General features: G+C 74.6%; 13 protein-coding genes. 7 read left to right on the plus strand and 6 right to left on the minus strand.

Annotated elements, in window-relative coordinates; translation table 11 throughout:
* Window positions 1-217: 217 nt before the first annotated feature.
* Complete coding sequence (locus AC069X_RS11325; protein ID WP_478727405.1) at window positions 218-1624, minus strand: DUF2079 domain-containing protein; 1407 nt, start codon at window positions 1622-1624, stop codon at window positions 218-220.
* 289 nt (window positions 1625-1913) lie between these two features.
* On the opposite strand from AC069X_RS11325, the gene mfd reads away from it, so the two are divergent.
* Window positions 1914-5474: a transcription-repair coupling factor gene (gene mfd / locus AC069X_RS11330; RefSeq protein ID WP_478727407.1), complete on the plus strand. Its 3561-nt coding sequence runs from the start codon at window positions 1914-1916 to the stop codon at window positions 5472-5474.
* Window positions 5475-5788: 314 nt separating this feature from the next.
* Here the strand turns inward: mfd and AC069X_RS11335 are convergent, their stop codons facing one another.
* A complete protein-coding gene (locus tag AC069X_RS11335; RefSeq protein ID WP_478727409.1) occupies window positions 5789-5962 on the minus strand; it encodes an Rv0909 family putative TA system antitoxin in 174 nt (57 codons plus the stop codon).
* 69 nt (window positions 5963-6031) lie between these two features.
* On the opposite strand from AC069X_RS11335, the gene AC069X_RS11340 reads away from it, so the two are divergent.
* Window positions 6032-6589 (plus strand): GNAT family N-acetyltransferase, encoded by a 558-nt coding sequence (locus AC069X_RS11340; protein ID WP_478727411.1) that lies wholly within the window; start codon window positions 6032-6034, stop codon window positions 6587-6589.
* A gap of 12 nt (window positions 6590-6601) precedes the next feature.
* Here AC069X_RS11340 and AC069X_RS11345 read toward each other — a convergent pair whose 3' ends face one another.
* The 3 genes from AC069X_RS11345 to AC069X_RS11355 form a co-directional block, all read right to left on the minus strand.
* Window positions 6602-7474 (minus strand): hypothetical protein, encoded by an 873-nt coding sequence (locus AC069X_RS11345; RefSeq protein ID WP_478727413.1) that lies wholly within the window; start codon window positions 7472-7474, stop codon window positions 6602-6604.
* A gap of 31 nt (window positions 7475-7505) precedes the next feature.
* Window positions 7506-8252 (minus strand): hypothetical protein, encoded by a 747-nt coding sequence (locus AC069X_RS11350; protein ID WP_478727415.1) that lies wholly within the window; start codon window positions 8250-8252, stop codon window positions 7506-7508.
* A gap of 65 nt (window positions 8253-8317) precedes the next feature.
* Window positions 8318-9076 (minus strand): hypothetical protein, encoded by a 759-nt coding sequence (locus AC069X_RS11355; protein ID WP_478727417.1) that lies wholly within the window; start codon window positions 9074-9076, stop codon window positions 8318-8320.
* A 160-nt stretch (window positions 9077-9236) separates the two neighbouring features.
* On the opposite strand from AC069X_RS11355, the gene AC069X_RS11360 reads away from it, so the two are divergent.
* From AC069X_RS11360 to AC069X_RS11370, 3 genes are all read left to right on the plus strand, one after another.
* Window positions 9237-11363 carry an N-6 DNA methylase gene (locus AC069X_RS11360; RefSeq protein WP_478727419.1) on the plus strand — a complete coding sequence of 709 codons (2127 nt, stop codon included), beginning with the start codon at window positions 9237-9239 and terminating at the stop codon, window positions 11361-11363.
* Between the two features lie 117 nt (window positions 11364-11480).
* Window positions 11481-12233, plus strand: a complete 753-nt coding sequence (locus AC069X_RS11365; RefSeq protein WP_478727421.1) for a hypothetical protein — start codon at window positions 11481-11483, stop codon at window positions 12231-12233.
* Window positions 12230-13744, plus strand: a complete 1515-nt coding sequence (locus tag AC069X_RS11370) for a protein kinase domain-containing protein (RefSeq protein WP_478727423.1) — start codon at window positions 12230-12232, stop codon at window positions 13742-13744. The genes AC069X_RS11365 and AC069X_RS11370 overlap by 4 nt, the downstream gene beginning before the upstream one ends.
* 27 nt (window positions 13745-13771) lie before the next feature.
* On the opposite strand, the gene AC069X_RS11375 is transcribed toward AC069X_RS11370, so the two are convergent.
* A complete protein-coding gene (locus tag AC069X_RS11375) occupies window positions 13772-16198 on the minus strand; it encodes a YfhO family protein (RefSeq protein WP_478727425.1) in 2427 nt (808 codons plus the stop codon).
* Between the two features lie 177 nt (window positions 16199-16375).
* Here AC069X_RS11375 and AC069X_RS11380 point away from each other — a divergent pair, with 177 nt between their 5' ends.
* The gene (locus AC069X_RS11380) at window positions 16376-17002 is read left to right on the plus strand and encodes a SurA N-terminal domain-containing protein (protein WP_478727427.1); all 627 of its coding nucleotides are present in this window, start codon (window positions 16376-16378) and stop codon (window positions 17000-17002) included.
* Window positions 17003-17030: 28 nt separating this feature from the next.
* Complete coding sequence (locus AC069X_RS11385) at window positions 17031-18053, plus strand: nucleoside triphosphate pyrophosphohydrolase (RefSeq protein ID WP_478727429.1); 1023 nt, start codon at window positions 17031-17033, stop codon at window positions 18051-18053.
* Window positions 18054-18088: the final 35 nt, after the last annotated feature.

An 18088-nucleotide genomic window follows, 5' to 3' on the forward strand; every position in this document is an offset into this window, starting at 1 on the left:
GGGGAACCACGGGGGAGCAGTACGGGGGGAGGCGCCGGCCCCGGACCGTCCGCAGGGACGGTCCGGGGCCGGCGTCGTGCGTCGTGTGTCGTGTGTCGCCGGGTCCGGTCACGGGGCCGTCGCCGGGCCGGTCACGGGGCCGTCCCGGGGCCGTCCCGGGGTCCGGCGCTGGTTCGGTGGCCGACCCCCTCGCATGGATCCGCCGGGCTGCCGCGGCTCAGAGCGTCCGCTGGAGCAGGACGTACCCGCCCGCCTCGCCCACCAGCGCGAACCGCGACCCCGGATGGAGCTGTCCGGCGTAGGCGAGGGGGTCGCCGGCCCAGCCGGAGGAGTTGTCGAACACGAGGAACGCGGGGAGCACGCCCTTGGTGTTGCCGATCCAGAACACTGTGCAACGCGAGGTGAGCCGGGTCAGCGGCCCGTTGTCCGCCTCCACCCGCACCCCGTCCGGGATGTGCTCCAGCAGCCGCTCGACGGCGGCCGCACGCTCGGGCTTCGCGTACGCGGCCCGCTCCCCGAGCCGGGCGAGCGGCATGCTGGTGGCGCTCAGCGCGAGGGCGGCCGCGAGCACCGCCCCGGGGAGTTGAACAGCGTACGAGCGCACCCGCGGCCGGGGGCTGCGGCGTGCGGTGTCGACGGCGTCGGCCAGGGCCAGGGCGACGACCGGCATCAGGACGGCGCTGTAGTGGAAGTCGGTGGACCAGTAGTGCGGGTCACCCGACAGGAGCCGCCAGCCCAGGGTCGGCACGGCCACCAGCAGCAGCGGGGAGCGCAGCGCGAGGAGCCCGGTGGTGGGGACGAGGACCCAGCCGAGGGTGGTCAGTTTCGTGCCGAGGCCGCGCAGCGGGCCGCCGCCGTCCCCGCCGAGCTTCTCCCAGTAGGCGTAGCCGTCGGCGGCGAAGGCGGGGATCACCACCGTGAACACCAGTGCCGCGGCGGCCGCTCCCGCGACGGCCACGGCGACCGCGAGCCGCGCGGCCGGCCGGTCGGTGCGCCGGGCCCGCCAGGCGACCACGAGCGCGAGGGCGGCCAGGGTGACGCCGAGGTCCTCCTTGACCAGCAGCAGCGGCAGCCCCCAGCCCAGGGCGGCCCGCCACCGGTCCGCGAGCAGCGCCTCCAGGGCGAAGGCCAGCAGCGGTACGGCGAAGCAGATCTCGTGGAAGTCGAACTCGACGGCCCGCTGGATCCCCCAGGACAGTCCGTACGCCGCCCCGATCGCGAGCCCTCGGGCCTGCCCGAGGAGCCGTACGGAGGCCCGGGTGACGGGCAGGGCGGACAGCGCGAACAGTGCCGCCTGCACCACCAGCAGGGTGACGGGGCCGGGGAACAGCCGGTAGAGCGGGGCGATCAGGGCGATGACCGGGCTGAAGTGGTCGCCGAGGATGTTGAAGCCCGGTCCCTTGATGTCCACCACGGGCGGCTGGAGCCAGGCGTAGGACCGGACCGCCTGCTCGAATATCCCGAGGTCCCATGAGGCCTCCTCCATCCGCCGGAAGCGGGTCACCGAGAGCACGGTGTACGCGAGGAAGAGCGCGGCGGTGAGCGCGTACGGCGCTCCGCGCGCGGCCCGGGCGGCCAGTCCGGCCGGGATGCCGGTGCTGGAGGTGCTTCCGGGTATCAGCATCCGGACAGATTCTCACCCCCAACCGGAACGCTTTCCTCCGCCCCCTGGTGCCCGGCCCCGCGGCGCTCCCCGCCGGGGCCGGCGGGGACTCCCCCGCCCCTCCGGCCCCCCGGACGACCCGGAGCCCCGGCGCCCCCACGCCTCCCCCTCACCCGTGTGGGGCCGGAATGCCCCGCGCGGCCGGGGGGACGGCGTCATAGGGTGGGAACCCCCGGCCCGTTCACGTGTCGGGTCCTTCGCGTTGCCCCCGACGCGCCTGACGCTCCTCACCGGATGGAAAGCCTGTCTCATGAGCCTGCACGGACTGCTCGACGCCGTCACCCGGGACCCCGCCCTCGCGGAGGCCGTCAGCGCGGCCGGGGACGGCAACCGCATGCACGTGGACCTCGTCGGCCCGCCCGCCGCCCGGCCCTTCGCGATCGCCGCACTGGCCGCCCGTACCGAGCGGACCGTGCTCGCGGTCACCGCCACCGGGCGGGAGGCGGAGGACCTCGCCGCCGCGCTGCGCTCCCTGCTGCCCCCCGACGAGGTGGTGGACTACCCGGCCTGGGAGACGCTGCCGCACGAACGGCTCAGCCCGCGCAGCGACACCGTCGGCCGCCGGATCGCGGTGCTGCGCCGGCTCGCGCACCCGAGCAAGGACGACCCGGCTGCCGGGCCCGTCTCGGTGGTCGTGGCACCGATCCGCTCGGTGCTCCAGCCGCAGGTCAAGGGGCTCGGGGACCTGGTGCCGGTGAGCCTGCGGCAGGGGGACAGCACCGACCTGGGCGTGGTCACCGAGGCCCTGGCCGCGGCCGCGTACGCCCGGGTGGAGCTGGTCGAGAAGCGCGGGGAGTTCGCCGTGCGCGGCGGCATCCTCGACGTGTTCCCGCCCACAGAGGAGCACCCGCTGCGCGTGGAGTTCTGGGGTGACGAGGTCGAGGAGATCCGTTACTTCAAGGTCGCCGACCAGCGCTCCCTGGAGGTCGCCGAGCACGGGCTGTGGGCGCCGCCCTGCCGGGAACTGCTGCTCACCGACGAGGTGCGCGAGCGCGCCGCCGCCCTGGCCGAAGAGCACCCCGAGCTCGGCGAACTGCTGAACAAGATCGCCGAGGGGATCGCGGTCGAGGGCATGGAGTCCCTCGCCCCGGTCCTCGTCGACGACATGGAACTCCTGATCGACGTCCTGCCGGCCGGGGCGATGGCCGTGGTCTGCGACCCGGAGCGGGTGCGCACCCGTGCCGCCGATCTGGTGGCGACCTCGCAGGAGTTCCTGATGGCCTCGTGGGCGGCCACCGCCGGCGGCGGCGAGGCCCCCATCGACGTCGGCGCGGCCTCGCTGCGCGGGATCGCGGACGTGCGCGAGCACGCGCGCGAGCTCGGCATGATGTGGTGGTCCGTCTCCCCCTTCGCGGCCGGCGAGGCGCTGACGCACGCCTCCGACGTGACGGGGGCGGGCGGTGACGTGCTCAAGCTCGGCATGCACGCCCCCGACGCCTACCGGGGCGACACGGCCCGCGCGCTCGCCGACACCAAGGGCTGGATCGCCGACGGCTGGCACACCGTCTACCTCACCGAGGGCCACGGCCCGGCCGCCCGTACCGTCGAGGTGCTGGGCGGCGAGGGCATCGCGGCCCGGCTGGAGCCGCAGCTGCGGACGCTGGAGCCCTCGATCGTGCACGTCGCCTGCGGTTCCCTCGACAACGGCTTCATCGACCCGGCGCTGAAGCTGGCCGTCCTCACCGAGACCGACCTGACCGGGCAGCGCACCGCCACCAAGGACCTCGGCCGGATGCCGACCCGGCGCCGCAAGTCCATCGACCCCCTCACCCTGGAGGTCGGCGACTACATCGTGCACGAACAGCACGGCGTCGGCCGCTACATCGAGATGGTGCAGCGCACGGTGCAGGGCGCCACCCGCGAGTACCTGCTCGTGGAGTACGCGCCGGCCAAGCGCGGCCAGCCCGGCGACCGCCTGTACATCCCCACGGACCAGCTGGAACAGGTCACCAAGTACGTGGGCGGCGAGGCCCCGACGCTGCACCGGCTCGGCGGCGCCGACTGGACGAAGACCAAGGCGCGGGCGAAGAAGGCGGTCAAGGAGATCGCCGCCGACCTGATCAAGCTCTACAGCGCGCGCATGGCGGCCCCGGGCCACACCTTCGGCCCGGACACCCCCTGGCAGCGCGAGCTGGAGGACGCCTTCCCGTACGCGGAGACGCCCGACCAGCTGACCACCATCGCCGAGGTCAAGGAGGACATGGAGAAGTCCGTCCCCATGGACCGCCTGATCTGCGGCGACGTGGGCTACGGCAAGACGGAGATCGCGGTGCGGGCGGCGTTCAAGGCGGTCCAGGACGGCAAGCAGGTCGCCGTCCTCGTGCCGACCACGCTGCTCGTGCAGCAGCACTTCGGCACCTTCTCCGAGCGCTACAGCCAGTTCCCGGTCAACGTGAAGGCGCTCTCGCGCTTCCAGTCCGACACCGAGTCCAAGGCCACCCTGGAAGGCCTCAAGGAGGGCTCGGTGGACGTGGTCATCGGCACGCACCGCCTGTTCTCCTCTGAAACAAAGTTCAAGGACCTGGGCCTGGTCATCGTCGACGAGGAGCAGCGGTTCGGTGTCGAGCACAAGGAGCAGCTGAAGAAGCTGCGCGCCAACGTGGACGTGCTGACCATGTCCGCGACCCCGATCCCGCGCACGCTGGAGATGGCGGTGACCGGCATCCGCGAGATGTCGACGATCACCACACCGCCGGAGGAGCGGCACCCGGTGCTCACCTTCGTCGGCCCGTACGAGGAGAAGCAGATCGGCGCCGCCATCCGGCGCGAGCTGCTGCGCGAGGGCCAGTGCTTCTACATCCACAACCGGGTCGAGTCGATCGACCGGGCGGCCGCGAAGCTGCGGGAGATCGTGCCGGAGGCGCGGATCGCGACGGCCCACGGCCAGATGTCGGAACAGGCGCTGGAACAGGTCGTGGTGGACTTCTGGGAGAAGAAGTTCGACGTGCTGGTCTCCACGACGATCGTCGAGTCGGGCATCGACATCTCCAACGCCAACACCCTCATCGTGGAGCGCGGCGACAATTTCGGCCTCTCGCAGCTGCACCAGCTGCGCGGCCGTGTGGGGCGCGGGCGCGAGCGCGGGTACGCGTACTTCCTGTACCCGCCGGAGAAGCCGCTGACGGAGACGGCGCACGAGCGGCTGGCCACCATCGCCCAGCACACCGAGATGGGCGCCGGCATGTACGTGGCGATGAAGGACCTGGAGATCCGCGGCGCGGGCAACCTGCTGGGCGGCGAGCAGTCCGGGCACATCGCGGGCGTCGGCTTCGACCTGTACATCCGGATGGTCGGCGAGGCGGTGGCCGACTACCGGGCCGCCGTCGAGAACGGCGGGGTGGAGGAGGAGCCGCCGCTGGAGGTCAAGATCGAGCTGCCGGTCGACGCGCACGTGCCCCACGACTACGCGCCCGGCGAGCGGCTGCGCCTCCAGGCGTACCGGTCCATCGCGGCGGCGAACTCCGAGGCCGACATCAAGGCCGTGCGGGAGGAACTCACCGACCGCTACGGCAAGCTGCCGGAGCCGGTGGAGAACCTGCTGCTGGTGGCGGGCCTGCGGATGCTGGCGCGGGCCTGCGGCGTGGGTGACATCACCCTCCAGGGGCCGAACATCCGCTTCGGACCGGTGGAGTTGCGGGAGTCGCAGGAGCTGCGGCTCAAGCGCCTGTACCCGGGGACGGTGCTCAAGCCGGCGACCTCGCAGGTGCTGGTGCCGCGCCCGAAGACGGCCAAGGTCGGAGGGAAGCCGCTGGTCGGGCGTGAACTGCTGGCCTGGACGGGGGAGTTCCTCACCACGATCCTCGGCTCGTAGCGGGCACGGCGACGGCGGCTTGAACACTGTTCAGGCGAGGCGCGCCTGGACGTTGTTCAGGCAAGGCTCGTTCGAGGGCTGTTCGGGCGGGGCCGCCCGAACGCCGTCCCGGCGGTGCCGCCCGAACGCCGTCCCCGGACGGCGGCTTGAACGCCGTGCAGGCGGCGGCTGCTTGAACATCGTTCGGGTGGCGGCTGCTTGAGTGCGGTGACCGCCGCGCTGAACGCCGTGACCGCCCGCGCGTGCCGGGCGCGGGCGGTCACGTGTTCTGCCGGCTCCCGTGGGACGGGGGAGCGGGCGGCAAGGGCTGTGGGCTACTTGTCCGGGTCGTCGTCGATGCCCAGCCGGCTCTCCATCTGCTGCTGGGTCTTGTCGACCTGGTCGGAGTACTTCCCGCCGGTCCTCTCGTTGACCTCTTGCTCGAGCTGGTCGGAAATGTCCTTGCCCTTGTTCTTGGCCTGGTCCTTGAACCTGTCGAAAATCCCCATACGAGGGCTCCTTCCGTGTCCCGTTTGCGACGGTACGCCGGTTTCTGGCCCTGTGCATATCATCGGCTGATGATCACGCAGAAGACCCTCCGCGCCGCCGCGACGGCGGACTTCCCCGCTCTGCTCCTGCGCCCCTGGCGCGGTGGTGACGTCCCCGCGCTGGTCGAGGCGTACGCCGATCCCGTGCTGCGGCGCTGGACCGCCGACGCCCTCGACGGCGAGGCCGACGGGCTGCGGTGGGTGGAGGAGCAGCGCCGGGGCTGGGACGCGGGGCTGCGCTTCGCCTTCGCGGTGCTGGAGGGCGACGGTCCGGGCCGGCTGGTGGGCAACGCCGTCCTGAAGAGGCCCGCGTCCGGCGGGCCGGCGGCCGAGGTCGGCTACTGGACCGCCGCCCACGCCCGCGGCCGGGGTGTCGCGCCGCGTGCTCTGGAGGCCCTGACGGCCTGGGCGTTCGCGACCTTCGCCGGCTCCGGGCTGGAACGCCTGCACCTCCTGCACCAGGAGGACAACGGGGCTTCCTGCCGCGTGGCGGAGAAGAGCGGCTTCCCCTTCCACGCCACCCTTCCGGCGGCCCCGCCCGCGTACCCGTTGAGCGGGCACCTGCACGTCAGGCCCGCCCGGACCTGAACGGCGTTCAGGTCAGACCGATTCGCCGGCCGGGCCGCCGGTCTTGGAGAGGTCCAGGACGTCGGTGTCCTTCGGGGAGGCGGTGTCCACCGGGACGTTGAAGTCCGAGAACAGGATCGCGCCGGTGGTGTCGCCGCTGATGGCCGACTTGAGGATGTAGGGGGTGCCCTGCGTCGAGACCCAGTCGGTCTGGGTGCCCTGCCGGGCGGGGGAGGTGACCGACAGGGCCGGCTTTCCGTCGACGGTGCCGGTGTCGCCCTTGCGGGCGAGCGGGCCGCCCTTGCCGAGGTCGTCCGTCAGCCTGCCGAGGTTGCAGCTGCCGGTCATCGGGGCCGCACGGGGGTCGGTGGCGGGGATCTTCACCCAGCGGTCGGCGAGCATGGTGACCATCTGGTCCGTCTGCTTCTGCGGGGTGAGCTTCTGCTTGGCGGCGCCACGCCAGTAGGCGGCGTCGCCGCGGAAGTGGACGAGTTCGGCGGACTTGATGATGTCCATCTTCCCCATGCCGTCGAGGCGGACGGCGCCGTTGCAGTTGCCCTTCTTGTCGAGGGAGAGGTCGATCCGCATCGGCTTGCCCTCGTACTCGACCGTGGCCTTGACGTGCATCGACTCCGCCTTGCGGGTGGCCTCGCCGGCGCGGGTGAGTATGTCGGCCCCCGACAGGGCGGCGAGCGGGCCCTCGCCCCCCGCCCCCGCCGGGCCCGAGGGCGAGGCCGGGGACGACGGGCCGGAGGGGTCGGACGCCGCGCCGGGCGACTGTGCGGCGCGGGCCCGGCTGCCGATGTCGGACGCCCGGCCGTCGCCGGCCGCGCACGCCGTCAGCCCGCCGCCGATCAGGGCCGCGGCGGCGAGTGCCGACGCGGTGTTCTTCGTATGGCTGCGCATCCCGGTTCCCCCGTTGAACTATGTGCAGGTGTCAGGATCCGAGCGTAGGGGGTGTCTGTGACACCCCGCCGGACGGGGCGGGGGCGGGTGCCCGTACGCCGCGGTACTCGACCGTGCGCGCGTCCGGTCCCCGCTGCCAGTGCTTGACCAGGTACGGCGCGCCGTCCAGCAGGACGTGGTCGGTGACCTCGCCGCCGCCGGGCGCCGTCGACGTGAACACCGCGACCGGCTTGCCGTCCTGGGCGGTGTCCGGCTCGCGGCGGACGTCGGTGAGTTCGGACGGGAAGGCGCGGGCGGGGTACCCGTCCTTGCACAGGGCGAGGAGGTGGGCGACCGAGGGGTCGCTCGGCCGGACGTCGATCCAGCCCTCGGTGGTGTCGGGGGACTTGACGGGGGCGTCCCTGAACTGGTCCTTGAGGAAGCCCTCGTCCCCCCTGAAGGAGAGCCTGCCGCCGTCCATGAGGATCTCGCCCGCCCCGGCGCGGGCGACGGTGACCTTGCCCCAGCAGCCGCTGTCGCCCTCGAAGGTCAGGCCGGCTTCGAGCTCGCGGTCCCCGATCGTCCGCTGGACCAGCGCGAACCTGGAGTCCGTCCCCTCCGTCTCCTCGTACGCGGCGCGCAGGGCGGCGGCCGGGTCCTTGCCGGCGAGCGGGTCGGGTGCCGTCGCCGAGGCCGATGGTTTCGCCGCCGCGCCGGCTCCGGGGCCGCAGCCGGTGACGGTCAGCAGGGCCGCGCAGGCGGCGAGAGCGGCCGTGCCCGCGGGCATGGTGGTGCGCATGATGGTCCCCCCTGGGATCGGTCAGGAGGCGGAGGCTATCCGGGGGGTCTCCGGCCGTGCTGGAGTCAGGACTTCTTCCAGGTCGCGCAGCCGGTGGTCTTGAAGTAGCCGTCCTTCGCGCCGATCGTCACGACGGCCGGGCCGGTGGGGTTGTCGTTGGCGGCGATCGAGTCGATGCCGTGGGCGGCGTCCTTGGCGCGCTCCCAGTAGCAGCCGGCCGAACCGTCGGCGGGGCCCTCGGACTTGTAGGTGCCGGGGGCGAGGTCGAGGCCCACCTTGAACATGCCGCCGTCGCCCGCGGCCTCCGTCTTCGGGGCGTCGGAGACGGCCTTCGGGTCGACGGTCTCCCAGTCGTTGCAGCCGGTGGACTTGAACAGCTTGTCGCCGGCCCCGATGGTCACGTAGCTGGTGCCGACGACGTTGTCGTTGGCGATGATCGAGTCGGTGTCGCCCGAGGCGTCCTTGGCGCGCTCCCAGTAGCAGCCGAGGCCCTTGTTGCCGGTGGTGCGGTAGGTGCCGGGCTGGAGGTCCGAGCCGACCTGGAAGGTGCCGCTGCCGCGGATGGCCGCCTTCTTGCCGTCCTTCTTCGGTTCGGCCGGCTTCTGGCCGCTGCCGCTGCCGCTGCCGCTGCCGCTGCCACCCGCCGGAGCGCCGGCGCCCGCACTCGCGGACGAGGCCGGCTTGGCCTTGGTGTCCTTCGCGCCGCCCGTGCCGCCGCCCCCCGTGCAGGCGCCGACCGCGACGAGCGCGACGAGCGCGCCGCACCCCGTGAGCACCTTGTGGCGGGCGATCCAGCTGTGGCGCGGGGTGGAGGACTGGGACATGGGAGGGCTCCTGTCTCGTTTCTCTCGGTGCGGCCGGCGTTCTCCGCTGTTGACGGGATCATCACAACAGAGGCTGTGAACCGAGTCAACACGATTCACAGAACTGATCGGATTCACGCTGTGAAGTGGATTCCCGCGTGTGTATCGGTATGCTCCCGGCATGCTGGAGGAGAACGTCCCTGAGGTCACCGCCGCCGAGATCGCCCGCCTGGCCGGAGTCGGCCGGGCCGCCGTGAGCAACTGGCGCCGCCGCCACCCCGACTTCCCCAAGCCCGTGGGCGGCACCGAGACCAGTCCCTCCTTCGCGCTGCCCGCGGTGGAGGAGTGGCTCCGGGCGCAGGGCAAGCTCGCCGAGGTCCCCCTGCGCGAACGCGTCTGGCAGCAGATCACCGCCCACCCCGGCGGGGCCGCCGCCGCCCTCGTCGAAGCCGGCGCCGCCCTGCTCGTCGTACGGGATCGCCCCGCGCGGTGGCTGGAGCTCGCCGCGCTCCCCGACGACCGGTTCGCCGGGCGGCTGCCCGCCGTACGGGACGAGGCGCTCACCGCCCGGCTGGGAGCCGGCCACCCGGCCGCCGTCCGTCCCGCCCCCGCCCCCGGGTCCGTGCCGATGCTCCGGGCCGTCGCCGAACTCGCCGCCGGGCTCGGCGCCCGCCAGGCCTTCGAGTTCCTCCTCGGCCGCCACCTGGAGGCCAACCCCCGCCAGTACACGCTGACCCCCGACGGCGTCGCCGACCTCATGGCCGCCCTCGCCGGCCCCGGCGTCCGCACCGCCCTCGACCCCGCCTGCGGCACCGGCAGCCCGCTGCGCGCCCTCACCGGCGCCGCCGTCCTGCACGCCCAGGACTACTCGCCCGAACTGGCCGCGCTCGCCGCCCTGCGCCTCGCCCTCCACGGCTCCGCCCAGGTCCGCGCGGCCGCCGCCGACAGCCTGCGCGCCGACGCCTTCGCCGGCACCGCCGTCGACGCCGTGCTCTGCCACCCCCCGTTCAACGAACGCAACTGGGGCCACGAGGAACTCGCCTACGACCCCCGCTGGGAGTACGGCTTCCCCGCCCGCAACGAATCGGAGCTCGCCTGGATCCAGCACGCCCTGGCCCGCCTCCGCGAGGGCGGCACCGCCGTACTGCTCATGCCGCCCGCCGCCGCGGCCCGCCGCTCCGGCCGCCGCATCCGCGCCGACCTGCTGCGCCGCGGCGCCCTGCGCGCCGTCGTCTCCCTCCCCGCCGGCGCCGCGCCCCCGTACGGGATCCCGCTCCAGCTGTGGGTGCTGCGCAAGCCCGCCCCCGGCGCCGCCGCCCCGGCCGGACTGCTGCTCGTCGACACCGCCGGCCTCGACCCCGACGGGCCGGCGCAGGCCCGGGCCGCGTGGCCCGACGTGCGCGACGCGGTGCTCGCGGCCTGGACCGCGTACGACCGCACCGGCGCGGCCCCCGGGATGCCCGGGGTCGGCCGCGTCGTACCGGTCATCGAACTCCTCGACGACGACGTCGACCTCACCCCCGCCCGCCACCTGCCCCCGCCCGCCGCCGGCGGCGGCCCCGCCGAACTGGCCGCCCTCCGCGAGCGCCTCGACGCGACCCTCACCCACGCCGCCCGCCTCACCCCGCCGCCCGTCACCCCCGTCACCCCCGCCGGAGCCGCCGGACCGGCCGGAGCCGCCGGACCGGCCGCCGCCCCGCTGTCCCAGACCACCGTCGGCGAACTCGCCCGCGCCGGAGCCCTGCTCCTGCGCGCCGGCACCGGCAGCGGCAACCCGGAGCTGCCCGTGCTCACCGAGTACGACGTCTACGCCGGCACCGCCCCCTCCGGCACCGTCACCACGCCGGGCGCGCCCGGCGCGGCGGGCACGGCGGCCGCCTCCGACGCCGCCGCCGCCGAACAGCTCCTCGCCGAACCGGGCGACGTCGTCGTCCCCGTCGTCGGCGCCCTCGCCGCCGCCCGCGTCGTCACCGAGGACCCCGCCACGGGCGCCGGCGCCGTCATCGGCCGCAACCTCCAGCTGCTGCGGCCCGACCCGGCCGCCCTCGACCCCTGGTTCCTCGCCGGCTTCCTGCGCGGCACCGCCAATGCCCGCCGTGCCAGCAGCCACGCCTCCACCGCCACCCGGCTCGACGTGCGCCGGCTCCAGCTGCCCCGGCTGCCGCTGGCCGAACAGCGCCGCTACGGGGCGCGGTTCCGGGCGCTCGCCGAGTTCGAGGGCGCGCTGAGGCTGGCGGGACGCCTGGGGGAGCAACTCGTACAGGGCCTGTACGACGGCCTGTCGGACGGCAGCGTGACACCCGGCTGACCATGCCGCGACCGTGCTGCGACCCTGCAACGGTTGCGTCCATCCCCTCACGGACGGCCTGAAACGCTGTATACGCTTCGAGCCGTCACCTTTCCGCACGGCCCGTCAGGAGCACCGATGCACGGCCCCGGCATCCCGCCGCAGCAAGGCCCCCACGGCCACCGGCCCGTCTCCGGGGCGGCGATGACGCTGCGCGTGCTGTTCACGGCGCTCCCCGTCCTCAGCTGCGGCTTCTTCGCCTGGGGCGCCATGCTGCGGCTCGCGATCCTCACCCGCAGGTCCCGGGACTGGGCGCTGCTGGTGCTGAGCCTGGTGCTGTCGGTCGTGTGGATCGTCTTCATCGGGCTCGACCCGACCGCAGACACCAGCGGCTGGCAGGGCAACGTGGGCGCCGGCGGCTCGATCTTCACCGGCTTCGCGGTCTGCGTGTACTACCTCGTCGCCGACATCAGGCACCACGAGTCCCGGGCCGCCCTGGCCGCGGCGCCCTGGTACCCGGCGCAGCCGCAGGCCCCGTACGCCCAGCACCACCAGCCGCAGCCGGTGCACCAGCCCCAGCCGCCGCACCAGACCACGCCGGGCTACGGCTACCCGCCGGCCGGGCAGCAGCCCGGCCGGCCGGTCCAGCCGAACGTGCCGCAGAACCCGCAGCACCAGAACCCCCAGCACCAGAACCCGCAGAACCCGCAGAACCCGCAGAACCCGCAGAACCCGCAGCCGCCCGTCCCGCCCGCGCGCCTCGGGCAGGTCCGCGCCGAACTCGACGAGCTCAGCGAGCTCCTGCGCCGGCAGGACCAGGCGCGGCCCCCGCAGCCCGGCGGCCCGTACCAGGACCCGAACAGCACGGCGATCCAGGACGACCGGCGGTGACCGGCGCAGAACGCCTCATCGGCGACCGCTACCAGCTCGCCACCGTCCTCGGCCAGGGCGGCATGGGCCAGGTGTGGACGGCCTACGACCGCCGCCTGGACCGCCGCGTCGCCGTCAAGCTGCTGCGCCCCGACAAGGTGGCCGGCCCCGGCACCGTCGCCGAGGAGCTGCGCCGCCGCTTCGTGCGCGAGTGCCGGGTCACCGCCCAGGTGGACCACCCCGGTCTGGTCACCGTCCACGACGCGGGCAGCGACGGTGACGAGCTGTACCTCGTCATGGGCTACGTCGAGGGCTCCGACCTCGCCGACCACCTCGCCGAGCACGACCCCTACCCCTGGCCGTGGGCCGTCGCGGTGGTGGCGCAGCTGTGCGCGGTGCTCTCCGCCGTGCACGCGGTGCCGATCGTCCACCGCGACCTGAAGCCGCGGAACGTGATGGTCCGCCCGGACGGGACCGTCCTCGTCCTGGACCTCGGCGTCGCCTCCGTGATGGACACCGACACCACCCGCCTCACCAGTACCGGATCCCCGATCGGCAGCCCCGCCTACATGGCACCCGAGCAGGCCATGGGCGGCGCGGTCGGTCCGTACACCGACCTGTACGCGCTCGGCGTGCTGCTGTACGAACTGCTCAGCGGCGGCGTCCCCTTCGCGGGGACCACCGCCCTCGGCGTGCTGCACCGCCACCTCTACGAGCCCCCGGCCCCGGTGCGCCCGCTGCGCCCCGAGATCCCGGCGGAGCTGGAGGCGGTCCTGCTGCGGCTGCTCGCCAAGGACCCGCAGGACCGTCCGGGCTCCGCCCAGGAGGTCTACGAGGCCCTCGTGCCGCTGCTCCCGGCCCCCGGCAGCCGCCTCCCGTCCGGCCCGCTCGACCCGACCCGCCCCTTCCTGCGCCCCCAGGCACCCTGGCCGGACCGGGCCACCGCCGTGCCCCCGCGCCCGGCCGCGCCGCCGGCGCCGCCCCGCCCCGACATCCCGGGCGCGGTGGACGAGGCCCGCAAGCTGCTGGACCAGGGCCGGCTCACCCAGGCCGTGGACATCCTCGGCAACATCCTCCCGGCGGCCGCCGCCGAGCACGGCGAGCACTCCCCGGTGGTCCGCAGCCTGCGCAAGCAGTACGCGGCCACCCTGATGGACGACGGCCAGTACCGCCGCGCCCTGCCGGAGCTGCGCCGCCTCGCCGACCAGTTCCCGGCCGGGGACCCGCAGTCGCTGCGCTTCCGCTACGACGCCGCGCAGTGCCTGGAGCAGCTGGGCGAGCCGGCGGCGGCCCTGGCGGAGTACCGCTCGCTGCTGCCGCTGTTCGAGAACCACTACGCCAACCCGGACCCGGGCCTGCCGCTGGAGGTCCGCCGCCGCATAGCGCACCTGCTGCTCTCCCTCGGCGACCGCCCGGCGGCCCACGACACCCTGGTCCGTCTCCTCTACGACGCGGACCGCGTCCACGGCCCGGCGCACCCCCTCCCGGTGGAGATCCGGCGCACCCTGCAGTGGCTGGGCCAGGTGCGGTGACCGGGTGGGTGCGGTGCCCGCCCGGGCCTACCGCACCTCCGCGCCCGCGCCCGCGCCCCGCAGGCGCCTGCGCAGGGCCGTCCCGGCCAGCGCGAGTACGGACACCCCGGCCAGCGCCGCCCCGGCCGGCAGACCGGGCGGGCTGAACTCGCAGGTCACCGTGGTGGTGCGGCCGTCCAGCGGGGCCGCGAGCAGGCCGAGGCGGGACTGCGCCGGGCGGCCGTCGCAGCTCCAGCCCGCGATGGCCGGTACGGCCACCACCGCCGTGCCCGTGCTGCCCGGGGGCAGGGTGGCGCTCAGCCCGGCGGAGGTGACCCGTACGTCCGTCGCGGCGGCGGCCCGCAGCCGGTCGACCGCCGCGCGCAGCCGGGTCCCGTCCAGGCAGGACAGCGCCCACCGGTCGGGGGCCGGGCGGTCGAAGACGAGCTTCGAGGCGGGGCCGCGCGAGACCCCGAGCGACTGGAGGGCCGCCCGGTTCTTGGGCGGGTTGCCGTTCAGCTTGAAGGGGCGGCCGCCCGCGAGGCGGGCCGTGGCGTTGTACTCCGGGGCCCACAGGAAGGCCTCGGTGCCCGCGCGGCAGACGCCGGGCGCGACCGGGTCCTCGTACACCGGCGCTCCCAGCAGCAGTTCCTGGTTGGCGAAGGGCGACTCCCCGTACGCCCCGGGGGCCTCCGCCGGGCGGACGGTGACCAGGGGCAGGGCCTCGGCGCGGGCGACGGTGCCGTCGGGCTTCAGCCGGGCGCCGACCGCGAACACCGCGTCCGTCACCGGGTTGTCGAGGCTCTGGATGCTGCGCCCGCGCGAGGTCCAGCCCGCGCCCAGCGCCGTCATGGTGCGCGTGAACACGTCCGGGGTGTGGCTGCTGTAGTACGAGCCCCCCTCGCCGCCCAGCAGCATCGGGTCGTTGCCCGACAGCGCCGGCCGGCCCGCGTCGGTCCGGTACGCCGGCCAGCCCTCGGCCCCGGCAAGGGCGCGGGCGCGCGCGGTGTGGGCCTGGTTCCAGGAGGGGTAGTCGTCCAGCCCGGCCAGCTTGCCCTTGTGGCCGTACGCCGTGGTCGCCGCGGCCTGCGCCACCAGAACCGCCACCAGCGCCGCCGCGAGCAGCCCGGCGGCCACCGGCGGTAGCCCCCGCCGGCCGAGCGCCCACCAGGCCGCGGCCGCGGCGGCGAGCCCGCCCGCGAACAGGGCGTACCCCCACGCGGTCGGCAGGGCGCTGCCGCTCGCCCACAGCCCGGCGGCCGCCAGCAGGGCGGCGCCCGCCCCGAGCGCCCGTACGCCGGGCACGCCCGCGGCGAGCCCCGTCCAGGCGGCGATCACCGCGATGCCGGCCAGGACGAAGGTCTGCCGGTACGCGCTGCCGTTCGGGGTGGCGAAGAGGTGCCAGAGCAGGTGCGTCGGCTCCCACTGGAGGGACAGCCCCGCCGCCACGACGAGCCCCGTCCACCAGCAGCGGACGCGCACCGGCAGCGCCCGGTGGAACGGGAGGGCCGCCACCAGCAGCAGGGCGCCGGTGCCGACGAACACGGCCGGGGAGTTGAAGGAGTACGTGGCGGGCAGCAGCCGGGCGAAGAAGTCGGACCACGGCACCGGGCCGAACTCCCTGGACCAGCCCGGGTACGCCTGCTGCGTGCTGAGGAACAGCGGCACCAGCACCGGCGCCGCGAGCCCGGTGCCGAGCAGCGTGGTCACCGCGGCCCGCCCCACCACCAGGGCCCGCGCGCGCAGCCCCTCCCGGGTCAGCACCACCCGTACCAGCAGCACCAGGGCCGCCCCGAGGGTGGCCATGTACGCGGTGTAGAAGTTGGCCGTCCAGGCGACGGCGACGACCAGTGCTCCGAGCACCGGCCGCCGCGCGCGCAGTGCCCATTCGCCGGTGAGGCACAGCAGCGGGAAGGCGACGAGCCCGTCCAGCCACATCGGGTTGTACGCGGCCTCGATCACCGACCAGCCGCACAGCGCGTACGAGGCCCCCAGCAGCCCCGCCGCCCACCAGGGGCCGCGCCGCTGGGTCCGCAGCAGCCATGCCATGGCGGCCGCCGCGGCCGCCGTCTTGAGCACGGTCACCACGTACACCGCGAGGTCGATGTCCTCGCGGGGGAACAGCGCGACCAGCACGGCGAACGGGCTCGTCAGGTACGTGCCGAAGTCGGGCAGGAAGCTGGTCCCGTACCCGGACTGCCAGTTGAACAGGATCCCGCCCTCGGCCCGCCCGTGCAGCAGGTCCCACAGGTGCGCGTGGTACGGCACGAACTGGTTGCCGAGGTCGTTGACGCTGCGGTGGCGCGGCCCGTACGGGAACACCCGCGCGACGGCGTCCCCGCCGCACACGGCGAGCGCCGTGACGAGCGAGGCGAACACCGCCCCGAGCGCCCCCGCTCCGCGACCGGACCGCCGCGGCGGTTCCGTGGCGGGTCGGTCCGGGATCTGGCGCTGGGCGAGCTGCGATGTCGGCATGGTGCACCGACGATCTCAGGAGGGAAGGGCACGCCGGTAGCCGGGGAGTGAACTCGCACCCCAACACCACGGGAATCGTTGGTCGAACCGGTGGCTCGGGCCACCCTGAACTCATACCATCGATCACCGCAAGGCCCTTGTGCACCGACGCACAATCTCCCGGCCCTGGAGGCTCCTTTGCACCGTCGCACAGCGCTCTCCGTCTCCGCCGTCCTCCTCGCGGCGGCCCCCCTGCTGACCGCCTGTTCCGGCGGGGCGCGGCCCGGCACCGCGGCCGTCGTCGGTGGTGAGCGCATCACCACCTCGGCGCTCCAGGCGCAGGTCGGTGACGTGCGCGCCGCCCAGAACCGGTCCGAGCAGGGGGCGCAGCTGATCGGCGCGACCGCCGGGCTGGAGCGGCTGAAGCTGAACAAGATGATCCAGAGCGCCGTCCTGGAGCGGGCCGCGAAGGACGCCGGGCTGAGCGTGAGCCCCAAGGAGGTCCAGGACGTCCGCAAGGCGCAGCTGGAGCAGCTGGGCGGGGAGGAGGCGCTGCGGGACGCGGCGCTCCAGCAGGCGCAGCTCGCGCCGGGGCAGATCGAGGCGGACACCCGTTTCAAGCTGCTGCGGGACAAGCTGTTCGCGCACTACGGCGGCCAGGACAAGGCGCTGGCCAAGCTGTCGGAGGCGGCGCGGGCGCTGCACATCGAGGTCAACCCGCGCTACGGCCGCTGGGACGCGGAGCAGATCCTGCTCGGCGACCAGGAGACCCCGTGGATCACCCAGCGGACCCGTCCCGAGCAGGCGGCACCCGCCGGAGCCTGAGGGCGGAGGGCGGGGGTAGGTTCGGGGGGTGACCGACACCTCCGCCTCCGCCGCCGCTCCCGCCGAGCCCACCGGCCGGATCGTCCTGCTGACCGCCAGCCACCGGGTCGCGCCGGGGCTGCTGTCCTGGCCGGCCTGGCAGACCCTGCACGCCGCGGACCGGGTGCTGTGCGCCGACCCGGGCCACCCGCAGCTGCCGTACCTGCGGGAGGCGGGGGTCGAGGTGACGCAGGAGAGCCCGGACGCGCACGCGCTGGTCGAGGCGTGTGCCGGTGGCCGTACGGTCGTGGTGCTGCCCGGCGGCGAGGGGGACCAGCGGCTCACGGACGGGCTGGCGCGGCTGGCCGGCTCGGGCCGGGTGGCCATGCCGGACCTGGAGCTGCTGCCCGGCTCGTACGACCTGCCGGGGGCGCGGCTGCTGGACCTGGTGCAGGTCATGGACCGGGTGCGCCGGGACTGCCCCTGGACCTCGCGGCAGACCCACGAGGGGCTGGTGAAGTACGCCATCGAGGAGGCGTACGAGCTGGTCGAGGCGATCGAGGACGGGGACCGGGACGCGCTGCGCGAGGAGCTCGGCGACGTGCTGCTCCAGGTGGTCTTCCACGCGCGGATCGCCGAGGAGGAGGGCGGCGGCGAGGAGGGGGAGGAGCCCTTCTCCATCGACGACGTGGCGGGGGACCTCGTCGACAAGCTGATCCGGCGCCACCCGCACGTGTTCGGGGACGCGACCGCCGATTCCCCCGAGGACGTCAGCGCGCACTGGCAGGCCACCAAGGCGGTCGAGAAGCAGCGGGACTCGGTCACCGACGGGATCCCGCTGGGCCAGCCCGGGCTGGCGCTCGCGGCCAAGCTGGCGGGGCGGGCCCGTACGGGAGGGGTGGCCGTGGAGCTGCCCCGGGGCGAGGGCATCGGGTACGAGCTGCTGGAGCTGGCGGCGCGCGCCGAGGCGTCGGGGACGGACCCGGAGACGGCGCTGCGGGCGGCGGCCCGCGTCTACCGGGACGCGATCCGCGCGGCCGAGGGCGCGGCGGAGCGGAAGCCGGAGCGGTAGGCGGCAGGCGGCAAGGGGAGCGGCGGCCGGCAAGG

The organism is Streptomyces sp. NPDC043896 (assembly GCF_056435605.1).

Excerpts from the sequence above, each read along its gene's own strand:
- AC069X_RS11345 (WP_478727413.1), bottom strand. The coding sequence starts at position 7,474 with ATGCGCAGCCATACGAAGAACACCGCGTCGGCACTCGCCGCCGCGGCC.
- AC069X_RS11375 (WP_478727425.1), bottom strand. The coding sequence starts at position 16,198 with ATGCCGACATCGCAGCTCGCCCAGCGCCAGATCCCGGACCGACCCGCC.
- AC069X_RS11340 (WP_478727411.1), top strand. The coding sequence starts at position 6,032 with ATGATCACGCAGAAGACCCTCCGCGCCGCCGCGACGGCGGACTTCCCC.
- AC069X_RS11325 (WP_478727405.1), bottom strand. The coding sequence starts at position 1,624 with ATGCTGATACCCGGAAGCACCTCCAGCACCGGCATCCCGGCCGGACTG.
- AC069X_RS11355 (WP_478727417.1), bottom strand. The coding sequence starts at position 9,076 with ATGTCCCAGTCCTCCACCCCGCGCCACAGCTGGATCGCCCGCCACAAG.
- AC069X_RS11360 (WP_478727419.1), top strand. The coding sequence starts at position 9,237 with ATGCTGGAGGAGAACGTCCCTGAGGTCACCGCCGCCGAGATCGCCCGC.
- AC069X_RS11335 (WP_478727409.1), bottom strand. The coding sequence starts at position 5,962 with ATGGGGATTTTCGACAGGTTCAAGGACCAGGCCAAGAACAAGGGCAAG.
- AC069X_RS11350 (WP_478727415.1), bottom strand. The coding sequence starts at position 8,252 with ATGCGCACCACCATGCCCGCGGGCACGGCCGCTCTCGCCGCCTGCGCG.
- mfd (WP_478727407.1), top strand. The coding sequence starts at position 1,914 with ATGAGCCTGCACGGACTGCTCGACGCCGTCACCCGGGACCCCGCCCTC.
- AC069X_RS11365 (WP_478727421.1), top strand. The coding sequence starts at position 11,481 with ATGCACGGCCCCGGCATCCCGCCGCAGCAAGGCCCCCACGGCCACCGG.